Source organism: Rhizobium sp. RU36D (assembly GCF_900176345.1).
Taxonomy (GTDB): domain Bacteria; phylum Pseudomonadota; class Alphaproteobacteria; order Rhizobiales; family Rhizobiaceae; genus Allorhizobium.
This window is the reverse complement of sequence record NZ_FWXU01000001.1, coordinates 565,569-590,298: the sequence shown is the minus strand read 5'-3', so window position 1 is coordinate 590,298 and position 24,730 is coordinate 565,569. Positions and strand designations below refer to the sequence as shown.

The following is a 24,730-nucleotide window of genomic DNA, read 5'->3' as shown; positions in this document are numbered from 1 at the left end:
TCCGATCCTTACTTGCCGACCGGCGCTGCGGCGCGGGCGAGGTTGTTCTCATATTGCGACTTGGCCGAATAGTACTGCTTGGGCCAGGCAATCGAGTTGATGCCGATCTTGGCGGCTTCATGCAAGGTCCAGGCCGGGTCGGCAAGATGCGGGCGGGCGACGGCGCAAAGGTCAGCGCGTCCGGCTGCAATCACCGAGTTGGCATGGTCGGCTTCCGAAATCGCACCGACGGCGATGGTCGGAATGCGGATCTCATTGCGGATCTTGTCGGAGAACGGGGTCTGGAACAGGCGTCCATAGACCGGCTTCTCTTCCTTCCATACCTGGCCGGACGAGCAGTCGATGACGTCAGCGCCGGCTTCCTTGAACATTTCCGCGAAGATGGCGGCGTCGTCAGGCGTGTTGCCGCCGTCGAACCAGTCATGGCAGGACAGACGAACAGACATCGGCTTGTCCGCAGGCCATACGGCGCGCATGGCCTTGAACACCTCAAGCGGATAGCGCGCCCGGTTTTCATGGCTGCCGCCATATTCGTCGGTGCGACGGTTGGTCAGCGGCGACAGGAAGCTGGAGAGCAGGTAGCCGTGTGCCACATGCAGTTCCAGCCAGTCGACGCCCGCCTTTGCGGCGCGCTCGGTCGCGGCAACAAAATCGGCCTTCACCCGATCCATATCAGCACGGTCCATGGCCTTCGGCACGGGGCTGTTTTTCAGATAGGGCAGGGCGGACGCCGAGATCAGCGGCCAGGCGCCTTCTTCCAGCGGCTGGTCGATGCCTTCCCATGCCACCTTGGTCGAGCCCTTGCGGCCCGCATGGCCGAGCTGGATGCCGACCTTGGCGGAGGACTTGGAATGGGCGAAATCGACGAAGCGCTTCCAGCCTTCCATTTGCTCATCGTTCCACAGGCCAAGGCAGCCGGGGGTGATGCGGGCGTCGGGCGAGACGCAGGTCATCTCGGCGAAAACCAATCCGGCACCGCCCATGGCGCGGGCACCCAGGTGCACCATATGGAAATCGTCGATCAGGCCGTCCTTGGCGGAATACATCGCCATTGGCGATACCACGATGCGGTTCTGCAGCGTTACGTCGCGGACGGTGTAGGGCGTGAACATCGGCGGCAGGCAGCGCTCGCCTTCCTTGACCTCCAGGCCCTGTTTCTTGGCGAACCAGCGCTCATAGCCTTCCAGCCAGGTCTTGTCGCGCAGGCGCAGGTTTTCATGGCTGATGCGCTGCGAGCGGGTCAGCATCGAATACATGAACTGTTCGGGTTCCAGCGTGTCGGCATAGCGCTCGCCAACCACTTCGAACCACTCCATGGCGTTGCGGGCGGCGTTCTGGATGCGGGCAACGTCGACGCGGCGGATTTCCTCATAGGTTTCCAGCACCGCGGGGATCTTGTCCTTGTCGTGGCCCAGCTTCTGGAACTGGTTGGTCAGTTCGATCGCATCGTCGATGGCGAGCTTGGTGCCGGAGCCGATGGCGAAATGCGCGGTATGGGCTGCGTCGCCCATCAGAACGACATGGGAGTTGCCGTTGAAATGGCTCCACTTGCCGCAGATCAGGCGATTGAAGTTCAGCCAGGCCGAGCCGCGCAGATGGCGCGCGTTCGTCATCAGGTCTGCGCCCTCGAGCACTTCCGAGAAGAGGTTCTGGCAGAAGTCGATGGAGCCCTGCTGGTCCAGCTGGCCGAGGCCATGCTTTTCATAGGCTTCCTCGGTCGTCTCCACGATGAAGGTCGATGTCTGGTCGTCGAACTTGTAGATATGGGCCTGGAACCAGCCGTGGTCGGTCTTGCGGAAGTCGAAGGTGAAGGCATCAAACAGCTTGTTGGTGCCGAGCCAGATATAGCGGTTCGGGCGCACGGCCAGGTCAGGCTGGAAGACATCCGCATAGCGATTGCGGATCTTCGAGTTGAAGCCGTCCGATGCAATGATCAGGTCGGCATCCGGGTAGTCGGTGTCGCCGTCGGATTCGGTCTCAAACTGCAACTCGACGCCAAGGGCTTCGCAGCGACGCTGCAGGATGTTCAGAAGCTTCTTGCGGCCAATGCCTACGAAGCCGTGTCCTGACGTGCGCTGGCGCGTACCCTTGAAGAGCAGCTCGATATCGTCCCAGTGATTGAACGCATCCTCGATCTCAGCAGCGCTTTCCGGGTCCCAGACGCGCATGGAAACCATGGTCGCATCGGAGAATACCACGCCCCAGCCAAATGTATCGTAGGGCTTGTTGCGCTCGACAACAGTGATGTCATGCTCCGTATGGAACTTCTTCATCAGGAGCGCGAAATAAAGGCCAGCCGGCCCGCCGCCTATGCAAACGATACGCATCTCAGTCCCTCTTATTCGCAGACCGGAGGCGGTCTGCCGTTCTTGATATTTTAAGTTTAAAATATAGGCCCATGCTTGAGGCCGTCAAGCGGAATTATCGCGGCATCGGTGTGTTGGATCGGCAATTTCTGGTCTGCGAGCTGAGCATTTTGCCGCACCCGACACGCCGGTGCCGACCCGAAAACACTATCTTTTTCCTGATTTTTCAATAAACTCAATGCGGTAATATTACCATAAATTTCCTTTGACAAAATCGGACGGACAAATACTTTAAACATAAAATAATTTGCGCAACCGAGCGAAGAGCGGGGACGATCCATGAGCGATTTCCAAGGCCAGCCAAAGGACAAGACCAGAGCGGACACCGCGCGAAGCCCCTATGCGCTTCTTGCGGCCCAGGCCTTGATATTCGCGGACAACCCCTTGCTCATTCTGCCCGCCGATGTCGCGCGGCTGTGGTCTCTGGATCGAACGAGCTGGACCTATGGCGAGGTGCTGGCCGAGGTTGACGCGCTGGCAACACGCTACAGCAAGGCCGGCTATGGCGCCGGTCATCGCGTGGCGGTCCTGGCGGAAAACCGGCCCCAGCATTTCATTCACTGGCTGGCACTTAACAGCCTTGGCGTCAGCCTCGTTCCCGTCAATCCGGATTATACGGCTGATGAACTGGCCTATCTGCTGGAGCATAGTGAGGCTGCACTCCTGGTGGTGGTCGAGAGCCGGCTGGCGCAGGTCCAGGACGTGGCCCGCACCCTTGAGGTGCCTGTTGTGCTCGATCATGCGCAGGATCTGCCGCCGGCGCGTTCGGCTGCTGGCCCATCGGCAGGCGATGCCTTCGAAGCCGAATGTGCGCTGATTTATACGTCCGGCACGACGGGCCGGCCGAAAGGCTGCCTCTTGTCCAACGGCTATTTCCTGGGCTGGGGAGAGTGGTACACGGCGCAGCAGGGGTTCGTCTCGCTTCGGCCGGGGCAGGAGAGGCTGATTACACCGCTGCCGACTTTCCATGTGAATGCGATGGGCAATTCCTTCATGGGCATGCTGGCTTCCGGTGGTGCCCAGGTCATCGTGGATCGGTTCCATCCCCGCAGTTGGTGGGGCATGGCGATCGAGACGGGTGCCACCTGTTTCCACTATCTCGGGGTGATGCCGGCCATACTCCTGGCAATCGCGCCATCCGACAAGGATCGTGCCCATGGCCTGCGCTTCGGTGTCGGCGGCGGGGTGCATCCGGATCACCACGGCGCCTTCGAGGCGCGCTTCGGCGTGCCGCTGCTGGAGGGCTGGGCCATGACCGAATCTGGCGGCGCCTGCCTGCTTTGCGCCGTGGACGAACCGCGCCATATCGGCGAACGATGCCTTGGACGTGCCGACCGTGCCGGCCCCCGAATGGAAACCCGCATCGTTGACGACGCCGGTCATGATACGCCCGCGGGCGTGCCGGGTGAATTGCTCGTGCGGGCCGCGGGGGATAATCCCCGCCGCGGCCTCTTTTCGGGCTATCTCAAGAACGAAACGGCGACGACCGAGATCTGGGCCGGCGGATGGCTGCATACCGGCGATGTGATGCGCCGGGATGAGGGCGGCAGCCTCTATTTCGTCGATCGCAAGAAGAACATCATCCGCCGCTCGGGCGAAAACATCGCCGCGGTGGAAGTGGAGGGCGCCATCGCCAGCCATCCCGGCGTCGCGCAGGTGGCGGTCGTTGCCGTGCTTGATCCGTTGAGGGGCGAAGAGGTGATGGCGGTCGTCGTGGCGAAGGACAAGGCGCAGGTGGGCGCCGACTTTGCGTCGGCGATCCTCTCCCACTGCGCCGGCCAGCTCGCCTATTACAAGCTGCCTGGCTATGTCGCCTTCGTTGACAAGCTGCCGACGACGTCGACGCAGAAGATCCGCAAGGCCGATCTTGGCGCCCTTGCGGAAAATCCGATGTCTCACCCCGACTGCCATGATCTCCGAGATGCCAAGCAGGCGCTCCGGGTGAAACACTGAGAGCGTACCGGTCTTAAGCGGCGAGCTTCGTGAGATAGGCCTCCGCTTCCTCCGGCACGGCAAACCAGGGGAAGAAGTCCCTGGGATCGTTGAAACCGTTGGCGATGCGCTTCGCCAGTTGCGGGAAGGCCTGGGCGGAGCCCATGATCTGCAGGACATGGGGTGGCGGAGGGGCGAGCAGCGCATTGGTCCAGCCCACCACGAACTGCGCATAGGCCCAGTAGCTATCGAAGGTGGCCTGCATGAAGGCGGCATCGAATGGCCGATCTTCCTGGGCGAGGATCGCGTCCAGATAGAACTTCGCGGCCTTTGAGGCATTGTTGGAGCCCTGGCCGGTGATCGGGTCGTTCAGGCAGACGGCGTCGGCCATGCCCAGCACGATGGCGCCAGACGGCAAGCGCCCAACCGGCTTGCGCACCGTCGGTGCAAAGGCGCCCGCGAGGATCCCGTTGTCATCCGTCAGCGCAACGTTGCGGCAGCGTTCGGCTTCCCAGGGCAGGAATGTGTCGAGGATCCACTTAGACTTTTCCAGATGCTGTTCTGGACCTCGCACATCCTTCCAGCAGTCCATGGGCCCGCCGGGGATGCCCTCGAATACCATGATGTCACAGGGACCTGTCGTGGTCAGGGCCGGAAAGACGAAGTACTCGCCGATCCCCGGAATGAGGTTGAAGTTGACGGCCGAGTGATCCGGACGCGGGGTCATGCCGGTGACATAGGTCAAAGCAAGCGACCGTTGCGGCTTGTCATAGGGGGATTTCTCCGGATCGCGCTCGAACAGCTTGTTGATCTCGCCCTTGCCGGCAGCGACGATCACCAGGTCGGACTCGCGCGTATAGTCCTCAAGCTCGGCAATGCCCGCCTCGGCAATGGTGATCCGTCCACCGCGCTTTTCGAAAGCGGTCATCCAGTGCGGGATCTTCAGCCGCTGGTCGACGCTCATGCCGGGCTTGTCCAGTTTGCCGTTCCAGTCGATGGCCTTTCCGGATCCATCAGGTGCCGGGACACAGAAATTGATGGAGTCCACGGTCGGGCACTGGTCTTCCCAGAAGTTGAGCCCCAGATCACGCTCGTTCTGCAGCGCCTGATCGAACATGCACTGGCTGGAAAGCACCTTGCCGGCGCGGATTTCCTCGCCTGTCCGGTTCTGCACGATGTGAACGGTATGGCCGGCATCCAGCAAACCGCAACCCAGCTGCAGGCCGGATTGTCCGCCGCCGACGATGGTGAAATGTCTTGTCTTGCTCATGTCATTCCCCTTTTTTGTGATGCGTTTTTGAGACTCAGGCCATCAGCAGCGGGATCGCCGGTTCGGCGCGTTCGGGGCCCATGGCCGTATAGCCACCATCGACCTTGATATCGGTACCGGTGATGAAGCTCGCATTGTCGGAGAGCAGGAAGGCGACCGCTTCGCCGACCTCGGCCGGATTGCCGGTGCGGCCCAACAGGTGGAACGGCTTTGCCACGCCGTCTGTCTTGGCCCGGTCATTGCCTGACAGTTCCACCATGATGTTGCTCCAGGTCCAGCCGGGCGACACTGCATTGACCCTGATGCCGTCAGGCGCCAGATCCATGGCCTGGTTGCGGGTGAGTTGCAGGATGGCTGCCTTGGAAACGGGATAGACCCATCGACCGGTCTGGGCGACGCGGGCGGAGATGGAGCCAAAATTGACGATGGCGCCCTTGTTCTTGGCCAGATGAGGGCGTGCGGCCTGCATCAGCATGACCGAGCCGACGATGTTGACATCGAGCGCCTTAAGCCAATCGGTCCGCGTGGTCTCAGCGCCATTGTCGAGATAGGTGCAGGCGACGTTGACCAGGAAGTCCAATCGGCCGGTCTTCTTGACGGTGGTTTCCACCAGCGCCTTCACGTCATCGTCGCTGGTCACGTCGGCCTTGATGAAGGAGCAGCGTTCGCCAAGGCGGTCTGCGGCGGCCGATCCCGCCTCTACATTGATATCCGCGATCGCGACATGGATGCCGTAGCCCGTCAGGACCTCGGCGACCGACTGGCCGATCAGCGTTGCTCCGCCCGACAGGATCGCTGTCTTGCCTTCGAGTCCGCGCATGTTTGTTCCCCTTTTTGCTTGTCAGTTTTTAAGTCAGTTGGCTGCGGCATGGGCCCGCGGGTCCAGCGCGGCTAGATAGGCTCCATCGCCATAGACCAGCGGCGGCAGGAGATCGGTGCCGAGCCGCGTCAGGACCACGCGCCCTACCAGGATCATGTGGGTCGCATATTCGGTTGTCTCGACCAGTTCGCAGTCGAAGCTCACACGCGCATCATCCAAGGCGGGCGCCCCGGTGCTCAGCACGCTCCAATGCCCTGCGGTGAAGCGTTCGTCTCGCGCCAGCCCGCTGCGACCCGCGAAGGTATCTGCTATGGATTGCTGGTCATGGCTCAGCACGTTGACGCAGAAGATCCGGCTGGTGGGTATCACGGTGCCCACGGAGGTCGCGCGATTGACGCAGGCGATCAGCGATGGCGGTTCGACGGATAGCGAGCACACGGCAGTCGCCGTTATGCCGCAGCGCTGCCCGGAGGCATCCACAGTCGTGATGATATTAACGGCGCCGGCAAGCTTTCGCATGCCCGCACGAAACAGGTCCGTTCCCATTGTCATGTTCCCTGGGAACGGTGCTTCCGTTCCCTTTATATTTAAAGTAAGCTGATGATCAGCGCGGTTGTGTTGTTTCTCAATCCGGATCGCGCAGGCAGTTATCCATTTTCGGCAAACTTGACCCTTGTCAGGTCGACCGCGCGTTACGAGCTCCCGGAGAGACGCGGTATGGCAATGATGCAAAGGCAGACAACACCGCTGGGACGAAACCGACTGGTCGACACCACATCGGTAGACGAGGCTCGTGATGCGATTGGCCGGATCTTCTGTCCGCATTTTCTCGGTCCCACGGGACGCAACTCCGATACGTTCCATGCGCGCCACAATGCGGTGGCCCTTCCCGGCTTCTCGGTGAATTACGTCTCCTATGGCGCGCGCGTAGATATTGACCCGGGCGAGCTAGCGCGGTTTTTCCTGCTGCAGATCCCGGTCAATGGCGCGGCCCATATTCGCTGCGGAACCAGTAGCTGTGACAGTGCGCCCGGCAGTCGGGCATCGCTGCTATCGCCCACGCTTGCGACACGCATGACCTGGAGCGAAGACTGCGAGAAGATCATCGTCCTGATCGACCGGGAGATCATGCAGCGGCAATTCCTGGCGCTGGGCGGGCGAAGCGAGCACTGCGTGGAGTTCGCGGCCGGCGTTGATTTGACCTCTTCGGCCGGGCAGGGGCTCGCTCGGCATGTCGAGATGATGGTAAGTTCAGCCGAACATTGCGAGGCCATGCCGGAAGCCTATCAGGTCATGCTCCGGGATGGATTGACGACGCTGTTGTTGACCGGGTTTTCCCATAGCCGTTCTGTCGATTTCGATCAGCCGGCACGTGCGGCAGCACCTGTCGCCGTCAGCCGTGCGGAGGCTTTCATGCGCGAGCATGCAGGCCGGCCGATCTCGTCGGCCGATATTGCCGCCCATGCCGGCGTCAGTCTGCGATCGCTTCAGGATGCGTTCAAGCGCTCCCGCAACATGACGATCGGCGATGTCCTGCTGGAGATCCGGCTCGACCAGTTCCGTGCGGCGCTGACCGATCGCGCGGCTCCGACGACATCGGTCGCGGATGCTGCCTTTGCGGCGGGTTTCGGCCATCTTGGGCGTGCTGCACAGGCCTATCGCCAGCGCTTCGGGGAAAGCCCGTCGCAGACCCTCAATCGCCGTCGGTAGGGAGATAGGCCGCAGCGCCGGACAGTGCCGGCGCCGCGGGATTTCCAACTTTACTTGGCGGGGTCCTTGGGGTCCCAAAGCTTGGTGGTCGCATCCTTCTCATAAGCCATGCCATTGGGATAGCTGATGGCTTCGAACTGCAGGCCCCAGGGCGCCTGGAAGTAAAGAATGGTCTGGCCGGCTGCGGGTCCCTCGGTGATCGGGATCGGCCCGAGACGCGTGGGTACCTTCTTGCTATCCAGATAGGTTTTGACCGCCGCGACATCATCGACATAGAAGGCGATGTGGAAGGCGCCGATATCGCTGTTCTTGTGCTCCAGCTTGCGCTGGTCGGGCGCCACGTACTGGAACAGCTCGACATTCGATCCGAAACCACAGCGCATCAGCGTGATGGTCTTGATGGCGGCCTTGGGGTCGACACCCAGGGCGTCGGTCATGAAGGTGCCCTTGTCATCGGCGATCGGCCCGAAGGACATGGCCTTGGCGCAGCCCAGCACGTCGGTGAAGAAGGCTTCGGCCTCGGCGATATCAGGCACGGTGACGCCGGTATGATCGTGGCCGCGAAGGCCGGGCAGGCCTGCCGCCTGGGCAAGCGATATCGAGGCGAGCAGCGATGCCGCTGCCAGCGTCAAGACGGATCTCATTGGTCATTCCCCTTTTGCGCGGGTCCCTTATGTCGGCTGGCGCCGGTTCCCGCTTGTCCGGCGCAGCGAAGTCATGTCACCGCGCCAACTGCCTCATGAGGCAGCTGCCATGTCAGAAGCCTGGCCCCGTGTCAGCCAGTCCCGGTCGATTTCCGGCAGCGGGATGGCATCGAGCAGCGTGCGGGTGTAGTCCGATTGCGGATTGGCGAAGACCTTTTCGCACGGGCCTTCCTCAACCACCTTGCCGAACCGCATCACATAGACCCGGTCGCAGACGGCGCGGATGACCGAGAGGTCATGGCTGATAAAGGCCATCGACAGGCCCATTTCCCGGCACAGGGCTTTCAGCAGGTTGAGAACCTGCGCCTGGGTCGATACATCAAGGCCTGAGACGATCTCATCCGCCAGGACGAAATCCGGGCGCATCAGGGCTGCCCGGGCAATGCCGATCCGCTGCCGTTGTCCGCCCGAGAGTTCATGGGGATTGCGGTCCAGCATGACGGCCGGAAGGGTCACCCGGTCCAGCATTTGGCGCACCAGCTTCTCTGCCGCATCCCGGCTCGTGGCGATGCCATGGAGAAAAAGCGGTTCGCTCAGGATCCGGCGGATCGAGTGGCGCGGATTGAGCGAGGCCATCGGATCCTGAAAGATCATCTGCATGCGCCGACGTAAGGGCCGCATCTCGCGATCCGGCATGTGGGTTATATCGCGGCCGTCGAAGGTGATCTGGCCACTGGAGACATCCACGAGACGCAGCAGGGCGCGGCCTAGCGTCGTCTTGCCGGAGCCGCTCTCACCGACGATGCCCACTGTCTCGCCGCGGCCGATGCGGATATCGATGCCGTGCAGGACACGGACGCCGGGCAGCCGGCCTAAAAGACTAGGACCGCCGCCATAGGTGACTTCGATGCCTTTAGCGACGAGCAGATCACTGGACATTGCTGGCCTCCACGGCTTTTACCAAACCGATTTCTCGCCTGAGGTCATCGAAGATGGCGTCCGGCACCGGTTCGAGCCCCGCATCCGGTCGGTCATAGCGCGGCCCGGCCGCGATCAGGGCGCGGGTGTAGGGATGTTTCGGCGCGGTCAGCACGTCGGCCGTCGATCCCTGCTCGATCACCTTGCCGGCATAGAGAAGCGTGACGCTGTCGCAGATCTGAGCGACGACGCCGAGGTCGTGGGTCACGAAGATCACGCCGGTGCCATGGGCTTCCTGCATGCGGCGGATCAGCCGCAGGATCTGCTTTTGCACCGTCACGTCCAGGGCCGTTGTCGGCTCGTCCGCCACCACCAGCTTGGGTTCCAGCGCAAAGGCGGCCGCGATCAGGATACGCTGGCGCATGCCGCCAGAAAGCTCGTGCGGATAGGCCCGCAGCACCCGTTCGGGGTCACGGATGTGAACCTCCTCCAGAAGCTTCAATGCTTTCTCATGGGCGGCGCTTTTGCTCATCCCGCGCTTGAGCCGCAGCCCGTCGGTCAATTGTGCCTCGATCCGGCGACCCGGATTAAGCGCTGTCTGCGGGTCCTGGGGGATCAGCGAGATTTCGGTGCCCATGATGTCGCGCAGCGCGCGGGCATCGAGCTTCAGCAGATCGCGCCCGTCGAAGCGGATCCAGCCGCCGGTGACCTGGACGGTGGCCGGCAGGATTCCGAGCAGTGCCTTGGCGATCGTCGATTTGCCGGCACCGCTTTCGCCGACCAGGCCGCGCACTTCGCCACGCTCCAGCGTCAGGGAGACATCGCGCAGAACCGGTTGGCCGTTATCACGGGTGGAGATGGCGCTGAGCGCCTCAATGGATAGAAGAGGGGTCATCGGCGCATCACCGGATCCAGTGCCCGGCGCAAGCCGTTACCGAGCTGATTGAAGGCAAGCACTGTCGCAAACAGCATGACAAGCGGCGCTGCGAGCACCCACCAGCTATGGTGGATCGTCTGACGACCCTGCGCGATCATGCCGCCCCAGGTTGGTGTGTCCGAGGATAGCGACAGCCCGACGAAGGACAGGATGGCCTCGACGATCACGGCGATGCCCATCTCAAGGCTCAGCAGGGCGACGAGCACCGGTGCGACATTCGGCAGGATTTCGTTCTTGAGGATCTGAAAGCGCGAGAAGCCGATGGTCTTGGCGGCGGTGACATAGTCCATGCTGGCCTGGGCAATGGTCTCGGCGCGGACGACCCGGCAGAACCGAGTCCAGTCGATGATGACGATCGCGGCGATGACGGAATGCAGTCCGGAGCCGAGGACGGCGACAAGCAGCACTGACAGCAGGACAGGCGGAAATGCCATCCAGATATCCACGAGCCGGGAGATGATCTTGTCCGCCCAGCCGCCATACCAGCCCGCGATTAGGCCGAGCACGGTACCGATCAGTGCTGCAAGCGTAGCGGCGACGAAGGCGACGATCAGCGCGATCCGTGTGCCATGGATCATGCGGGAAAGCACGTCGCGGCCGAGATCATCAGTGCCGAAATAGAAGCCTGGTTCTGCGCCGGAATAGGTGACCGGCGGCAGTGTGGACAGCATCAGGTCCTGCTCCAGCGGGTCCTTCGGTGCGATCCAGGGCGCGAAGACCGCTAGCAGCACGAGCAGCAGGATGAAGCCGCCGCCCCACACCACGCGGGGTTCCGCCAGAAGCGCGCCCAGGGTTCCGCGGCGGCGGGGTGCGATCGTCTTGGTGATGACAGCCTCAGCCATGGGCAATCCTCGGATTGAAAACCACCGCCAGCATGTCGACAAGGATGTTGATGACGATGAACAGCAGGCCGAACATCAGCACCAGGCCCTGGATCAGCGGCAGGTCGCGGTTGATGACGGCGTCGATCGCCATGTTGCCGATGCCGGGGTAGGAAAAGATGCGTTCCACGATGACGGTACCGCCGATCATGAAGGTGAACTGCACGCCCGTCAGTGTCAGTGTCGGACCGATGGCATTGCGCAGCGCCTCCTGCAACACGAGCCTCAGGCTCGACATGCCCTTCAGGCGGGCCAGCAGAACATAATCCTGCACCATCGCCTCGAGCAGCGCTTCCTTCAGCGTCCGAACGATCACGGCAGAGAGAGGAAGGCCAAGCGCCAGCATCGGCATGATCATATGCGACAGGATATCGGCGGCGACCGTGAAGCGAAGCGTGACGATGCTTTCCAGGAGGTAGAAGGAGGTCGCGAATTCCGTCTGGAGGGAGGGATCCAGCCGCCCGGACAGTGGAAAGATCGGCAGGAAGACGCCGAACACCAGAACCAGAACCAGCGCCCAGACGAAATCCGGGACGGCCAGGAACAGGCCATTGAGAAAGTCGACGATCGGTTCTGCTGGGGTGCGGCGCAGGAGCGTTCCGATGACCGCGATCACGCCGCCGCTGACGACGCCAAGGATCAACGCGGCAAAGGCCAGTTCCAGGGTCGCCGGCAGGCGCTCCAGGAGCAGTTCCAGCACATCGCGCCGCAACGAGATCGAGGTGCCGAAATCACCGACCAGGACGTTCTTCAGCCATATGCCGAATTGCACCGGCAGGCTGGCATCCAGCCCGTAATGGGCGCGCAAAGCGGCGATGTCGGCTGGGCTTGCCCCCGGCGAGATCATCATGGCGATGGGATCGCCGGGGACGATGCGCAACAGGACAAAAACGACGAGCCCGACGCCAAACAGGGTAATGGCGGCCATGACAAGGCGGTTGAGGATGGATACGGCAGTCATTGGTATTCCGTTCTGTCGGACGATGGCTCCGCCGAGCTTCACTGGCATGTCTTGGTATAGCAGTGCATTGCTCGGCGAATTCATGCCGGCCGTTCACCCCCCTCTGTCCTGCCGGACATCTCCCCCTCAAGGGGGGAGATCGGATGTTGCCCGTCCATCGCCCGGCATCCAGTGACACCGAATTCAATCCCGACCTGAGCAATGAGGTGGGGCGGCAAAACCTTGCTGTTCTCCCCCCTTGAGGGGGAGATGTCCGGCAGGACAGAGGGGGGTACTACATCGTTGCGAGGTCACGCCTGTGGCACGGAGCCGACAGACGTGATGTCTCCAGATCAGGCCTTCGTCACCAGGATCGGCTCAAGGGCGCCGGATACGTTTGGCGTGACCTTCAGCGTGTTCTTGTAGATGACCGGCTGGGCATATTGCAGAAGCGGGATCACATAGCCCTCCTCAGCGATATACTTGCTGACGGCCTTCCAGCCCGCAATACGCTTGGCCTCATCGGCTTCGCCCCACAGCGGCCCGATCATGGCGTCGAGGTCGTCGGTATTCCAGACCGAATGCGGCGAGGGGCCGAACATGGCAAAGCCGGTCGAGGTCGTGGGGTCGGCGATCGCGTTGCCCCAGTTGTAGAAGGCAGCCGGCGCCAGCTGGTCGGCGGCACGCAATTCGTAATGCTTGGCGATTTCGTAGACTTCAATCTCGGCCTCGATCCCGACTTTGCGCCACATGCCGACGATCGCCTGGATCATCTCGTAGTCCTTCGGCTTGAAGCCGCGGGTGGTCTGGATCTTGAACTTGACCGGCTTGTCGGTCGAGAAACCGGAGGCGGCGAGTAGGGTCTTCGCCTTTTCCGGATCGTAGCCGACGACGATGGACGCATCATAGGCATCGTATTCCGGCGCTTCCAGCGTATCGATCGGCACGCCGTAGCCGCGCAGCAGGCGGTCGACGATAGCCTTCTTGTCGATGGCGTGATGGGCGGCGAGACGAACGTTCTTGTCGTTCATCGCATCGATATTGTTCAGGAAGATCATGCCGATGTCGGAGATCGGGGTTGCGACGCCGGCAAGGCCCGACTTTTCCTTCAGGCGGTCGAATTCTTCATAGGGAATTTCGAGCGTGATATCGGAAGAGCCGGACTCGACTTCCGCCACACGGCTGGTGCCATCGGGCACGAACTTGAAGACAACGGTCTCGAATGCCGGCTTGGTGCCGAAGTAGTTGGGGTTGGCCTTGAGCCGCAGGAAGGCGTTGCCCTCATAGGCATCGACCATGTACGGACCTGTGCCGACAGGTTTCTTTTCGAAGCCTTCTGCGCCAACCTTCTCGTAATAGGCCTTGGGCATGACATAGCCGGTCAGGAAGGCCATCCACTTGAAGAAAGTCGGCTCGAAGCGCAGCACATCGCCGGTGATCTTGTTGCCTTCGATCTTGTAGTTGCCGGCCGTCGACCAGACAAACTGGATCGGGTTGCCGGTTTCGGCCTTGGCAGCGCGCTCCAGCGACCAGACCACGTCTTCCGGGGTGAAATCCGAACCGTCATGCCATTTGACGCCTTCGCGGACGTCCATCCAGATCTGCTTCTTGTCGTCGCTCCAGCCCCATGCGGTGAGCAGGCCTGGCTGGAAGGAGAGGTCGGGCGCCTGACCGACGAACTGATCGAAGATCGACCGATAAATCGCCTGAATGGTCGGATTGACCGCCGACGGACCGACCGTCGGATCGAAGGATGGCAGGTTGACGTTGTACGCAATTGTCAGCGTGGAAGCATCCTGGGCGAAGGCCGGAATACGACCTGCGAGGACGCTCGAAACGAAAGCAGCAGCGCCCAGACCGAGGGTCTGACGACGAGATAGTGTCACCATGGCAGTTCTCCGTTGTTCCCCTGACTTTCGCCGGGCGGCGCCCTGCGAAGCCTATTCTTTTCGAGATGTTTTAACCCTAAAATATGCCTCCGGTTTCCACAAGTGGCAAAGCTGGGCGCGTCAAAAAAAATTGGGCCATGGCTCGGATGTTCGGCCTTCGGCTTTGGTCTGCACCATAAATATGCATTTGCATGTTATTTCGAGGATCTGACGGTGAGGACTAAGGTGGCCATATACCGCATGGCCTGTTTTCCCTCGTAATCAAGGAATTTAATTGACATAAGTTGCACGCTGAAAATATGCTAATGCATGTTAATGAAAGAATTCCGGTCAACGGAAAGGGGGAAGCAGAAAATGGCAGAACGGTCGTTTGCCCGCGAAGTCGAGGACCTCAAACTCGGCGAAGGTGATATCTTCAAGGGCGAGGGAATTCTCGCCATCACGAAGGCGTTGTTGCAGTCCGGCGTGTCCTATGTCGGCGGCTATCAGGGCTCGCCGATCTCCCATCTGATGGACGTGCTCGCGGACGCCAAGGATGTGATGGACGATCTCGGTGTGCATTTCGAGACGTCAGCCTCCGAAGCCGCTGCCGCGGCCATGCTCTCTGCTTCCGTCATGTATCCCGTGCGCGGTGCGGTCACGTGGAAATCCACGGCCGGTACCAATGTCGCGTCCGATGCCTTGTCCAACCTGTCGTCCGGCGGCGTGACGGGTGGTGCTCTCATCATCATCGGTGAGGATTTCGGCGAGGGTTCGTCGATCATGCAGGAGCGCAGCCATGCCTATGCGATGAAGTCGCAGATGTGGCTGATGACGCCGCGCCCCAATCTGCCGTCGATCGTGGACGCCGTTGAAAAGGGCTTCGAACTTTCGGAGGCCTCCAATACGCCTGTCATGCTGCAGGTCGGTATCCGCAGCTGTCACGTGCACGGGCAGTTCGTGGCCAAGGACAACAAGCGTCCGGAATTCACCCTGAAGCAGGCGCTGGAAAATCCGCGCCGCGACGTCAACCGTATCGTGCTTCCGCCGGCCTCCTTCATGCATGAGAAGGAAAAGCTGGAGAAGCGCTGGCCGGCCGCGGTCCAGTTCGTCAAGGACAACAAGCTCAACGAATATTTCGGCCCTGAAGAGGGCGAAGTGGGGATCATCCTGCAGGGTGGCGTCTATAACGGCGCCATGCGGGCCCTGCAGCAGCTTGGGCTCGCCGACGTTTACGGCAACAGCCGCGTTCCGCTCTATGTGATGAACGTGTCCTATCCGATGATCGATGACGAGGTGGTCGAATTCGTCGCCGGCAAGAAGGCCGTGCTGATGATCGAGGAAGGCGCGCCTGAATATATCGAGCATACGCTGCACACGCTGATGCGCCGCCGCGATATCCAGACGAAGATCTCCGGCAAGGACGTGCTGCCGCTGGGTGGCGAATACACCACTCCCGTTCTCTTGAAGGGCCTTGCGGCCTTCTTCGAGGCCAATGCGCCGCTGATGCTGGGCAACCGCCCGCCGGTGCCGGATCCGACGCCTATTCTGAACGACCCCAAGGTCAAGGCCTTGGCCGAGGTCGTGCCGCCGCGTCCGGCCGGTTTCTGCACCGGCTGTCCGGAGCGCCCGATCTTCGCGGCGATGAAGCTGGTGGAGAAGGAACTCGGCGAGCACCATGTCTCGGCCGATATCGGCTGCCATCTGTTTTCGATCCTGCCGCCCTTCAATATCGGCGGCACGACCATGGGTTATGGCCTTGGTCCGGCATCGGCTTCCGCCTTCAATGTCGAGGCTGACAAGCGCTCGATTTCGGTGATGGGCGATGGCGGCTTCTGGCACAACGGTCTCGCCACCTCGGTGGGCAATGCCGTGTTCAACAAGCAGGATGGCGTGATCCTTGTCGTCGACAATTTCTATTCGGCAGCGACAGGCGGACAGGACATCCTGTCATCGCGCGCCCTCAATCCCCGGCGCAAGACAAACAATTCCATCGTCAATGCAGTCAAGGGCATCGGCGCGACCTGGGTGCGCCAGATCGACCGCACCTATGACGTGGCCAAGATGCGCGACACGCTGAAGGAAGCGCTGACGACGAAGGAGAAGGGGCCGAAGATCATCGTCGCCTCCTCCGAATGCATGCTGAACAAGCAGCGTCGCGTGAAGCCGCAATTCGCCAAGGCGGTGAAGGACGGCAAGCGCATGGTGAAGGAGCGTTTCGGCGTGGACGAAGAGGTCTGCACGGGCGACCACGCCTGCATCCGGCTTTCTGGCTGTCCGTCGCTCTCGGTCAAGCACACCGACGATCCGTTGAAGGATGATCCGGTGGCGGCAATCGATAACACTTGCGTGGGCTGCGGCAATTGCGGCGAAGTGTCGGAGGCAGCGGTGCTCTGCCCATCCTTCTACCGTGCCGATATCATTCACAATCCCACCGGTTGGGACAATTTCGTCCATCGGGTGCGCTCGGCCGTCATCGGCTGGCTGCAGAAGCGCCGCCAGGCCGGCCGCATCGTGTTTGCGGACTGAGGTGAGATCATGGATACGTTGACACAGAACTCCTCCGCCGTCCGGCTCTCCACCGACAAGCCGCTTTCCATCGCCATTCTTGCCATGGGCGGCCAGGGCGGCGGTGTGCTGGCCGACTGGATCGTGTTGATGGCTGAAGAACAGGGCTGGATGGCCCAGTCCACTTCGGTTCCGGGTGTGGCGCAGCGCACCGGGGCGACGATCTACTATATCGAGATGCTGCCGGCCCGCGATGGCGTGGCGCCGATCCTGTCGCTGATGCCCAATCCCGGCGATGTCGATGTCGTCATCGCGGCGGAACTGATGGAAGCCGGTCGCTCGGTGATGCGCGGTCTGGTGACGCCCGACAAGACCATGCTAATCGCATCGACCCATCGCTCCTATGCCGTCGGCGAAAAGGAGAAGCCTGGCGATGGCACCGGCAATCCGATCGTCGTTGTCGATGCCACGGAATTTGCGGCAAAGAAGACGGTGGCCTTCGACATGGAGACGCTGGCTGTCAAGAACGGCAGCGTGATCTCGTCGGCACTCTTCGGCGCGCTGGCGGCAACCAAGGCGCTGCCCTTCCCGAAGGAAGCCTTCGAGACCACCATCCGCGCCGGCGGCAAGGGGATCGAGCCCAGCCTAAAGGCCTTCAATGCCGCCTATGAGCGGGCGCTGAAGGGCGAGAACGACAAGCTGAGCGCCACGCCGGCTAAGCGTCTTGAGGCATTGCCGCAATCTGCGGGTCATCCGGTGCTCGATACGCTTGTCAGCCGCATCCGCAACGAGTTTCCGGCGGAGGCCCATGGATTCCTGTTTGCCGGCGTCAAGAAGCTCACGGATTTCCAGGATCCCGCCTATGCGGATGAATATCTGGATCGGGTCGCCAAGTTGCTCGCTGCCGACAGAGCAAATGGCGGTGCGGAAAAGGACTATGCCTTCACCGTCCAGGCGGCCAAATATGTTGCCATCTCCATGGCATATGACGACGTGGTGCGGGTTGCTGATATCAAGGTCCGTGGTTCCCGTTTTGACCGGGTGCGCAAGGAGGTGGGCGCCAAGGGCGACCAGATCGTCTACACGACCGAATACATGCATCCGCGCATGGAAGAGGTCTGCGGCACCCTGCCCAAGGGACTTGGCGAATGGATCGAGAACCGGCCAAGCCTGTTTGCTCGTCTCGACAAGATGATCAACAAGGGAAGGCGAGTGAAGACCGGGACGCTGTTCTGGTTCACGGGACTCTATGTCGTTTCTGCCCTGCGCCGGTTCCGCCGCGGCAGTTTGCGGCATCATCGGGAAGTCGAACATCGTGAGGCCTGGCTTACCAAGGTTGTCGATGTGTTGCCTGGTAATTACGACCTGGCCGTCGAAGTGCTCGGTTGTCGTCGGCTGGTGAAGGGCTATTCCGACACCCACTCCCGTGGCCTGTCGAAGTTCGACCGGGTTCTCTCGGCGCTGCCCATGCTGGTAGAGCGCGAAGACGGTGCGGCCTGGCTGAAGCGCCTGCGCCAGGCGGCCTTGCTGGACGAAGCCGGCATCGCGCTGGATGGCGCCTTGAAGACGGTGGCGACGCTGTAAGGGGTACGGGCGTAGAAAGTCCCTGCGCATGGTGTTATCGTTAGCCGGCCGACGGCGGGAGGAACGCCATGCGAAGCAGCAAACCAATTACGGTCATGCTTGATGAACAGCAGGAGCTTGTGGATTGCCGCCTGGAATCTGGCGCTTACCGCTCTGCCAGCGACGTCGTTAAGGCGGCTCTTATTGCGCTCGATCGCGTTGAGAATGCCGAACTGAGAGACAAGCTTCAGGAAGCGATCGATGATCCGGCGCCTGACATAGCGTCAGAAGACGTCTTTGCGGAACTTCGTGCGTATCATCAGGCGAAGGTAAAGAGTGGCCTACAAGGTCGTTTTCCGTCCTGCCGCAAAGGCTGATCTTCGTAAACTGTAGGACTATATCGCCAGCGAAGCCGGTCATCATGTGGCCGGACAATACTTGGACAGGATTGAAGCCGCCTGTCTGTCACTCAGCGTGTTTCCCGAGCGGGGAACTGTTCGCGATCACATCTTGCCCGGCCTGCGCATTATCGGTTTCGAGCGCCACGCCTCGATCGCCCTCATTGTCGAAGGCGATCGCGTTCGAATACTCCGAATTCTGCACGGAAGACAGGATTATCCAAGGACGTGGTCGGAAGACTGAGGCCTAAATCTCGTTCTTGCGGACATTGCGCAGGATCTTCTGCAGGGTGGCGACGAATGCGCGATGTTCATCTTCGGGGATGCCGTCAAACATTTGCAGCAGGAATTCGTACATGGTGGGCCAGACCTGATCGAAGGCGGCGCGGCCTTCCTCGGTGATGGTGACATCCCGCACGCGCATATCTTCCGCGCGCGGCTGGCGGCGGATGAAGCCCTGTTCCTCCAGCGAATCCAGCGTGCGGCTCAAGGTCGATTGCTCGGTGACCGCGAAAACCGAGAGCTCGTTGATCGTCACCGACGAGGTGATGCTGAGCACGGCCAGCGCCCGCATCTTCGCCGTGGTCATGTCGAGGCTTTTCAGCTCTTCGGCCATGTTGGCGTTGTAGCGCGCCATCAGGCGGTTCATCAGATAGGGGGCGAAGTTGTTGAGGCCGATCTCGCCGAGGCTCGGCAGCAGGTCGGTATCCTCGCGCTTGGTCCGCAAAATGGCGCCGGAAAAACGTTCCTCCATCAGTAGCCTCTCGCCTTCATTTCAGGGACTGCGCCAACAGGAAGCCGGAGCCGCCGGCAAGGCCCGGCCCAGGATGGGTCGAGGCGCCGATGTGATAGAGCCCAGCAACATGGGTGCGGTGATTAACCGTCGATTTGAACGGGCGCCAGATGAAGAACTGGTCCAGTCCACAGAAACCGCCATAGGGGTCGCCGCCGACGAGATTGATGTTCATGGTCTCGAGATCCGCGGGCGAGTAGGCCTTGCGGGCGATGACAGTGTCGGCAAAGCCTTCGATATGATCGGCCAGAATGGCCTCGATGCGATCGGCAAAGGCTTCGCGAAGGCTCTCGGTCCATTTGCCGTCGGCAGGGCAATCCAGCGTGCCGCCTGCATCGCCCTTGATGTGGCGCGGCGTATCGGGCAGTTGCAGCCACAGGATCGATTGTCCCTCCGGTGCGCGGCTTGGGTCGAAGGAGGCGGGTTGGCCCACGCAGATGGTCGGAACGGCGGGCAACATGCCGCGCTCCGCCTCGTTGGCGGAGCGCGAAACGCCATCCAGCCCCGGTGTCAGATGCAGCAGTGCCACCTTGCCCAGATCGGCGCCATGCTTCCAGCGCGGCGGGCTCTTCAGGGCGTAATGGATCTGCATATTGCCCTTGCCGTAGCGGTAGCGGGACAAGCCCTTCTCTACGTCGGCTGGTTTTTGGCTTGGCCAGTCGCGCATCAGCCTGTCATAGAGTTGGTGCGGCGTCACGGAGGCGATAACGCCTGAGCGGGCGTGGATCTTCGTGCCATCGGCCAGAACGACGCCGTCCGCCTTGCCGCCGCCGTCGGCCAGCAGCCGGTCCACATCCGCGCCGGTCCGGATCTCGCCGCCATTGTCGCGGATCAATCGCTCGAAGGCGGTCAGCAGGGTCTGCGCGCCGCCCTTTGCAATGGGGCAGCCGGCCAATTCGATGGCAAAGCCGATGACCTTCACCATCTCAGCCGAGTAGGCGCTTTCGGGTCCAAGGCCGCAATGCAGGGCCCAGGGTGCCCAGAGCGCGTGAATATCATCTGATTTGTAGGTCGTTTCCAGATAGGCGCGCGCTGGCGTCAGCGCTTCACCGAACCATCCGGCGATGCCGCGCAGGCCGCGCTTCCAGGCTTCCTTGGCAACGACTTTCAGCGTTGCGGATGACCAGAGATTGCCGCCCAGCAGGGCGAAGACGAAGCCCGCATCGCCGCCGAAGGTCGCCATCTCCTTGTCGAAGGTCTTGCCGTCTCCCGGCGCCAGCGCTTCGAATGTCGCGATGTTGCGCGCGCGGTCCTTGGAGAAGATGACGTGGCGGCCATCGGGCCTGAGAACGCCCGTTGGCAGGTCGGCATGGGCGAAATCCAGGCCTCTGGCCTGCAGGTCGGGACCCAGCGCGCCAAAGGCTGGAGATGTCAGGAACAGCACCATGGTGGTCGCCATGACGTCGTGGGTAAAGCCCGGTGCGGTGATTTCCTCGGTGCGCAGGCAGCCGCCGATGCGATCGTTGCGCTCCAGCACCAGCACGCGCTTGCCCTTCTTGCCGAGAAGAGCGGCAGCGACGAGCGCGTTTATGCCGCTTCCGACGATGATGTAGTCGAAGTCTGCCATGGTCACACCGCTCTAGAATGAAAGTCTGCGCGGCAATGGTAAAGGCCACAGCCGCGCAGGGGGAGATCAATCAGGCGATCAGCGCAAGCGCGCGGACCGGCGAGCCGGTGCCCTTGACGAACTTCAGCGGCGCGGCAATCAGCACGGCGCCCTTCGGCGGCAGCTGGTCGAGGTTCGACAGGCTGGCGAGACCGTACTTGTTTGCCTTGTGCATGAGGTTGTGCGCCGGGAAGGGCGGGTTCATGCCACCGGCGGAGCCGGCATCCGTGCCAACCGTTTCCTGGCCCCAGCCGATAATGCCCTTGGAGAGCAGGTATTCGATCGCTTCAGCGGTCGGACCGGGGGAATGCGGGCCGTTCTCGTCAGCATTCAGGAAAGCCTCGGTCGAGCCGTTGCGCTTGTACCAGTCGGTGCGCATCAGCACCCAGGTGCCGGCTTCGATTTCGCCGTGCTGGGCTTCCCATTCCTTGATGCTGTCAACGGTGAGCAGGTAATCCGGGTTTTCGGTGGCTTCCTTGGAACGGTCGATGACATTGACCGGGGCGACGAAGTTCTGCGGCGGGATGGTGTCGGTGGTGTTGTTCGGATTGTCCTTGCCGGTGATCCAGTGGCAGGGCGCATCGAAATGGGTGCCTGTATGCTCGCCCAGTTCAAGCCAATTCCAGGCCCAGAACGGACCGTTCTGGTCGTATTCGGAGATGGTGTGCACCTTCACGTTCGGGGAGTTCTTGCCGAACTGCGGCGGCAGGTAAAGCACTGGCGTATCCGGGCCGAGCGGTGCGGTCAGATCGACCACCTTGACAGCGCCGGACAGCAGCGCCGAGCTGAGAGTTGCAAGCGTTGAGGTGTCAGTCATGGATCGTTCCCCTTGTTTGCGCTGGAACCGGTGCCGGCTCTCATCTGCGGTCTTTATCAACCGGTTTCTCCCACGCGGTGAACGGAGCCTAGGAGAGAAAGTATGATATTGCAAGTATTCGGCTGGCACCATTTTTTCCTAATTGCAGATTGGATGACGTGCTGCCAAAGGCCCCTGCTTTTTAGCCTCAACGGCCGCTATCGCTTGATGATCATCAAGCTGCGCCGCCCCTTGTGGGGATGGGTCTTGCAGGCGGGAGGCAAAGATGTATGCATATAAGGATAATTTTGGCTCGGGGTATTGCAGGGTGGATCATGGCGGAATTTGACGCGGTGGTGGTTGGAGCAGGCCATAACGGCCTGGCGGCGGCGGTGCATCTGGCTGCCAGGGGATGGAAGGTCGCAGTCGTTGAAGCTGCCTCGGCGGCGGGTGGTGCGGTCAAGACCCTGGAACTGACAGAGCCCGGCTTCCGTCACGACCTCTGCGCCATGAACCTCTCGATGTTTGCGGGGTCTGCCTTCTTCTCCACCTACAAGCAGGAACTCACCCAGGCCGGATTGGGCCTGGTGCCGGCGCCCAAGTGTTTTGCCAGCGTATTCCCCGACGGTACGCATCTCGGCGTCGGAACGGATGTGGCTGCCACTGTTGCAGCAATCGATAGCCTGTCGCCGGCGGATGCGGCGGCCTGGAAGGCCATGCTGGAGGGGTTCGGTGCCGATGCGCCGCATATCTTCGCCTTGCTCGGTTCGCCGATGCCCTCGCTCGGCAGTCTCAAGGCAGTTTGGAAGGCCTATCGTGCTGTCGGCTTGGAGGGGCTTTACCGCATGGCCCGGTTGCTGCTCGCGACACCGCGCGATTTCCTCGATGCCCATTTCGAGAACGACAAGCTGAAGGCCATGATGGCCGCCTGGGGCCTGCATCTGGATTTTGCGCCCGACGTTGCCGGCGGTGCCCTGTTTCCCTATCTCGAATCCATGGCCAACCAGGCCTTTGGCATGGTGATCGGGGCCGGCGGTGCAGACACGATCATCAAGGCCATGGTGAAGGTGCTGAAGGACAAGGGTGGCGAGGTCCTGCTCGATAGCCCGGTTCAGACGATCAAGCTGACCAACGGCAAGGCCACGGGCGTCGTTCTCGCCGATGGACGTGAGATTTCGGCTGGCAAGGCGGTGATTGCCAATGTTCATCCCAAGCTGCTGTTTGGAAATCTCGTGCCGAAGTCGCCCGATCGCGCGGTATTCGACAAGAAGGTCGATGCTTTCCGTGCCGGTCCCGGAGCCATGATGATCCATCTGTCGATGGACGACCTGCCGGACTGGTCCGCAGGACCCGAACTGAAGTCCTATGCCTATGTGCATATCGCGCCCGATATGCAGATGATGTCGCGGGTTTATGCCGAGGCGATGGCTGGCCTTCTGCCAGCAGAGCCCGCTCTCGTGGTCGGGCAGCCCACGGCCATAGACCCCACTCGTGCGCCTGACGGCAAGCACGTGCTGTGGGTGCAGGTGCGCATGCTGCCGGCGGCGATCAGGGGCGATGCCCTGGGGCAGATTACGGAGCGCGATTGGGATGGCGCAAAGGCAGCCTATGCCGAGCGGGTGCTGGATGTCCTTGAGCGCTATGCACCAGGAACCAGGTCGAAGATCCGCGCCCGCGCGATCTATTCGCCTGTTGATCTGCAGCGGGAAAATCCGAACCTGATTGGCGGCGACAGCCTTTCCGGTTCTCACCATCTCGACCAGAATTTCCTGTTCCGGCCCGTGGCGGGCTATTCGCGCTACAAGACGCCAGTTGCAGGGCTTTACATGTGCGGTGCTTCGACCTGGCCGGGCGCGGGTACGGGGGCAGGTTCGGGCTTCATGCTGGGCAAAATGCTCGCGGGATGAACAAAAGCTGTTGATTAGTTTACGATTGAAACACTTTGTCTTGACGTGCCTGCGGTGGCTCCGGCAGGCAAGATAGGGGGGATCTGTACGGAGAGCACCACGTGGCGGTCGATCTGGAAATCATCGTGAACGATACGCAGGACGGCAAGAAGCAAGAGCTTCGCCTCTGGCTGCGCATGCTGTCGACGACCAAGCTCATATCCCAGGAAATCCGCAGGCGTCTGCGCAATGAATTCGGCGCGACCTTGCCGCAATTCGACCTGATGTCGCAGCTTTATCGCGAGTCCGATGGGCTGAGGCTCGGGGAACTGTCCCGGCGCACGATGGTGACCAACGGAAACATCACCGGCCTCGTTGAGCGACTGGAACTGGATGGGCTGGTGGTCCGGGAAACGCCCGACGGCGATCGCCGCGTCACCGTGGCCAAGCTGACAAAGAAGGGCTCGGAGACATTCGCGACCATGGCGGACACCCATGAGGGCTGGCTGCGCGACATGATGGCCGATGTCGATCCCGACATCATCCGCGAACTCCTGGTCAATATCGGCCGCGTGAAGACGTCAGCGCGCAACCACCTCTCCGCCGGCGAAATCGATTAGTCGTCTTCGCGGGCTTCGTCCGCAACATGCCTCCTTTCTCCGTTTATCGAGTTGCGTATCGCTGCGCGACCCCTGGTGGTATTGCGCCTCTTCTGGGCGCCGGAGGTTGTGCCGTATGACGCTGATATGGCAGCAACAAAAAAAGTTATCAGATGTTTTAAGTTTAAACTTGTTTTTTGCGCGAACCCGCTGTTCAATCCATTTACCGGCAACGACCGGTCCGCTGCGGAAGGCCAAAACCCAGCCGTGCGGAAGCCAATAAGAACAGGGGATC

The 24,730-nt window shown here is 61.4% G+C and carries 22 protein-coding genes; 8 read left to right on the top strand and 14 right to left on the bottom strand.

All coding sequences use genetic code 11. From position 1 onward, the window contains the following. Window positions 1-8: 8 nt before the first annotated feature. Window positions 9-2,327: a bifunctional salicylyl-CoA 5-hydroxylase/oxidoreductase gene (locus B9A97_RS02835; RefSeq protein ID WP_084363430.1), complete on the bottom strand. Its 2,319-nt coding sequence runs from the start codon at window positions 2,325-2,327 to the stop codon at window positions 9-11. 56 nt (window positions 2,328-2,383) lie between these two features. Beyond that, on the bottom strand, window positions 2,384-2,647 hold the full coding sequence (locus B9A97_RS02830; RefSeq protein WP_084363429.1) for a hypothetical protein: 264 nt from the start codon (window positions 2,645-2,647) through the stop codon (window positions 2,384-2,386). Here B9A97_RS02830 and B9A97_RS02825 point away from each other — a divergent pair. Continuing rightward, window positions 2,646-4,319: an AMP-binding protein gene (locus tag B9A97_RS02825; protein WP_084363428.1), complete on the top strand. Its 1,674-nt coding sequence runs from the start codon at window positions 2,646-2,648 to the stop codon at window positions 4,317-4,319. The genes B9A97_RS02830 and B9A97_RS02825 overlap by 2 nt on opposite strands. 13 nt (window positions 4,320-4,332) lie before the next feature. Here B9A97_RS02825 and B9A97_RS02820 read toward each other — a convergent pair whose 3' ends face one another. Genes B9A97_RS02820 through B9A97_RS02810 form a run of 3 tightly spaced genes read right to left on the bottom strand, consistent with a single transcriptional unit; the run spans window position 4,333 to window position 6,940 of the window. Continuing rightward, window positions 4,333-5,568 carry a styrene monooxygenase/indole monooxygenase family protein gene (locus B9A97_RS02820; protein ID WP_084363427.1) on the bottom strand — a complete coding sequence of 412 codons (1,236 nt, stop codon included), beginning with the start codon at window positions 5,566-5,568 and terminating at the stop codon, window positions 4,333-4,335. Between the two features lie 34 nt (window positions 5,569-5,602). Then, on the bottom strand, window positions 5,603-6,388 hold the full coding sequence (locus tag B9A97_RS02815; RefSeq protein WP_084363426.1) for an SDR family oxidoreductase: 786 nt from the start codon (window positions 6,386-6,388) through the stop codon (window positions 5,603-5,605). Between the two features lie 33 nt (window positions 6,389-6,421). Continuing rightward, window positions 6,422-6,940, bottom strand: a complete 519-nt coding sequence (locus tag B9A97_RS02810) for a flavin reductase family protein (RefSeq protein WP_179145196.1) — start codon at window positions 6,938-6,940, stop codon at window positions 6,422-6,424. Window positions 6,941-7,105: 165 nt separating this feature from the next. Between B9A97_RS02810 and B9A97_RS02805 the strand changes: the two genes are divergently transcribed. After that, on the top strand, window positions 7,106-8,098 hold the full coding sequence (locus tag B9A97_RS02805; protein ID WP_244564093.1) for an AraC-like ligand-binding domain-containing protein: 993 nt from the start codon (window positions 7,106-7,108) through the stop codon (window positions 8,096-8,098). 50 nt (window positions 8,099-8,148) lie between these two features. On the opposite strand, the gene B9A97_RS02800 is transcribed toward B9A97_RS02805, so the two are convergent. From B9A97_RS02800 to B9A97_RS02770, 6 genes are all read right to left on the bottom strand, one after another. Further along, window positions 8,149-8,742 (bottom strand): VOC family protein, encoded by a 594-nt coding sequence (locus tag B9A97_RS02800; RefSeq protein WP_084363425.1) that lies wholly within the window; start codon window positions 8,740-8,742, stop codon window positions 8,149-8,151. Between the two features lie 93 nt (window positions 8,743-8,835). Beyond that, window positions 8,836-9,681 carry an ATP-binding cassette domain-containing protein gene (locus tag B9A97_RS02795; protein ID WP_084363424.1) on the bottom strand — a complete coding sequence of 282 codons (846 nt, stop codon included), beginning with the start codon at window positions 9,679-9,681 and terminating at the stop codon, window positions 8,836-8,838. Then, entirely contained in the window at window positions 9,671-10,555 is an 885-nt protein-coding gene (locus B9A97_RS02790) for an ABC transporter ATP-binding protein (protein WP_084363423.1), read from the bottom strand. Before B9A97_RS02790 ends, B9A97_RS02795 begins: the two co-directional genes overlap by 11 nt. After that, entirely contained in the window at window positions 10,552-11,439 is an 888-nt protein-coding gene (locus B9A97_RS02785) for an ABC transporter permease (RefSeq protein ID WP_084363422.1), read from the bottom strand. Before B9A97_RS02785 ends, B9A97_RS02790 begins: the two co-directional genes overlap by 4 nt. Further along, window positions 11,432-12,439 carry an ABC transporter permease gene (locus tag B9A97_RS02780; RefSeq protein ID WP_084363421.1) on the bottom strand — a complete coding sequence of 336 codons (1,008 nt, stop codon included), beginning with the start codon at window positions 12,437-12,439 and terminating at the stop codon, window positions 11,432-11,434. The genes B9A97_RS02785 and B9A97_RS02780 overlap by 8 nt, the downstream gene beginning before the upstream one ends. Window positions 12,440-12,771: 332 nt before the next feature. Then, a complete protein-coding gene (locus B9A97_RS02770) occupies window positions 12,772-14,307 on the bottom strand; it encodes an ABC transporter substrate-binding protein (RefSeq protein ID WP_143530293.1) in 1,536 nt (511 codons plus the stop codon). A 354-nt stretch (window positions 14,308-14,661) separates the two neighbouring features. On the opposite strand from B9A97_RS02770, the gene B9A97_RS02765 reads away from it, so the two are divergent. The 4 genes from B9A97_RS02765 (at window position 14,662) to B9A97_RS02750 (ending at window position 18,999) form a co-directional block, all read left to right on the top strand. After that, the gene (locus B9A97_RS02765) at window positions 14,662-16,815 is read left to right on the top strand and encodes an indolepyruvate ferredoxin oxidoreductase subunit alpha (protein ID WP_084363420.1); all 2,154 of its coding nucleotides are present in this window, start codon (window positions 14,662-14,664) and stop codon (window positions 16,813-16,815) included. A gap of 9 nt (window positions 16,816-16,824) precedes the next feature. Continuing rightward, window positions 16,825-18,378: an indolepyruvate oxidoreductase subunit beta family protein gene (locus B9A97_RS02760; RefSeq protein ID WP_084363419.1), complete on the top strand. Its 1,554-nt coding sequence runs from the start codon at window positions 16,825-16,827 to the stop codon at window positions 18,376-18,378. A 68-nt stretch (window positions 18,379-18,446) separates the two neighbouring features. Next, window positions 18,447-18,734 carry a ribbon-helix-helix domain-containing protein gene (locus B9A97_RS02755; protein WP_084363418.1) on the top strand — a complete coding sequence of 96 codons (288 nt, stop codon included), beginning with the start codon at window positions 18,447-18,449 and terminating at the stop codon, window positions 18,732-18,734. Between the two features lie 22 nt (window positions 18,735-18,756). Continuing rightward, a complete protein-coding gene (locus tag B9A97_RS02750; RefSeq protein ID WP_280164067.1) occupies window positions 18,757-18,999 on the top strand; it encodes a type II toxin-antitoxin system RelE/ParE family toxin in 243 nt (80 codons plus the stop codon). 3 nt (window positions 19,000-19,002) lie between these two features. On the opposite strand, the gene B9A97_RS02745 is transcribed toward B9A97_RS02750, so the two are convergent. The 3 genes from B9A97_RS02745 to B9A97_RS02735 form a co-directional block, all read right to left on the bottom strand. Beyond that, complete coding sequence (locus B9A97_RS02745) at window positions 19,003-19,509, bottom strand: MarR family winged helix-turn-helix transcriptional regulator (RefSeq protein WP_084363417.1); 507 nt, start codon at window positions 19,507-19,509, stop codon at window positions 19,003-19,005. A 16-nt stretch (window positions 19,510-19,525) separates the two neighbouring features. Next, entirely contained in the window at window positions 19,526-21,115 is a 1,590-nt protein-coding gene (locus B9A97_RS02740) for a phytoene desaturase family protein (RefSeq protein ID WP_084363416.1), read from the bottom strand. A 70-nt stretch (window positions 21,116-21,185) separates the two neighbouring features. Further along, window positions 21,186-21,971, bottom strand: coding sequence for a cyclase family protein (locus tag B9A97_RS02735; protein ID WP_084363415.1), 786 nt, complete (start codon window positions 21,969-21,971; stop codon window positions 21,186-21,188). A 314-nt stretch (window positions 21,972-22,285) separates the two neighbouring features. Between B9A97_RS02735 and B9A97_RS02730 the strand changes: the two genes are divergently transcribed. Beyond that, window positions 22,286-23,857: a phytoene desaturase family protein gene (locus tag B9A97_RS02730; protein WP_084363414.1), complete on the top strand. Its 1,572-nt coding sequence runs from the start codon at window positions 22,286-22,288 to the stop codon at window positions 23,855-23,857. A gap of 101 nt (window positions 23,858-23,958) precedes the next feature. Continuing rightward, entirely contained in the window at window positions 23,959-24,456 is a 498-nt protein-coding gene (locus B9A97_RS02725) for a MarR family winged helix-turn-helix transcriptional regulator (RefSeq protein ID WP_244564091.1), read from the top strand. Window positions 24,457-24,730: the final 274 nt, after the last annotated feature.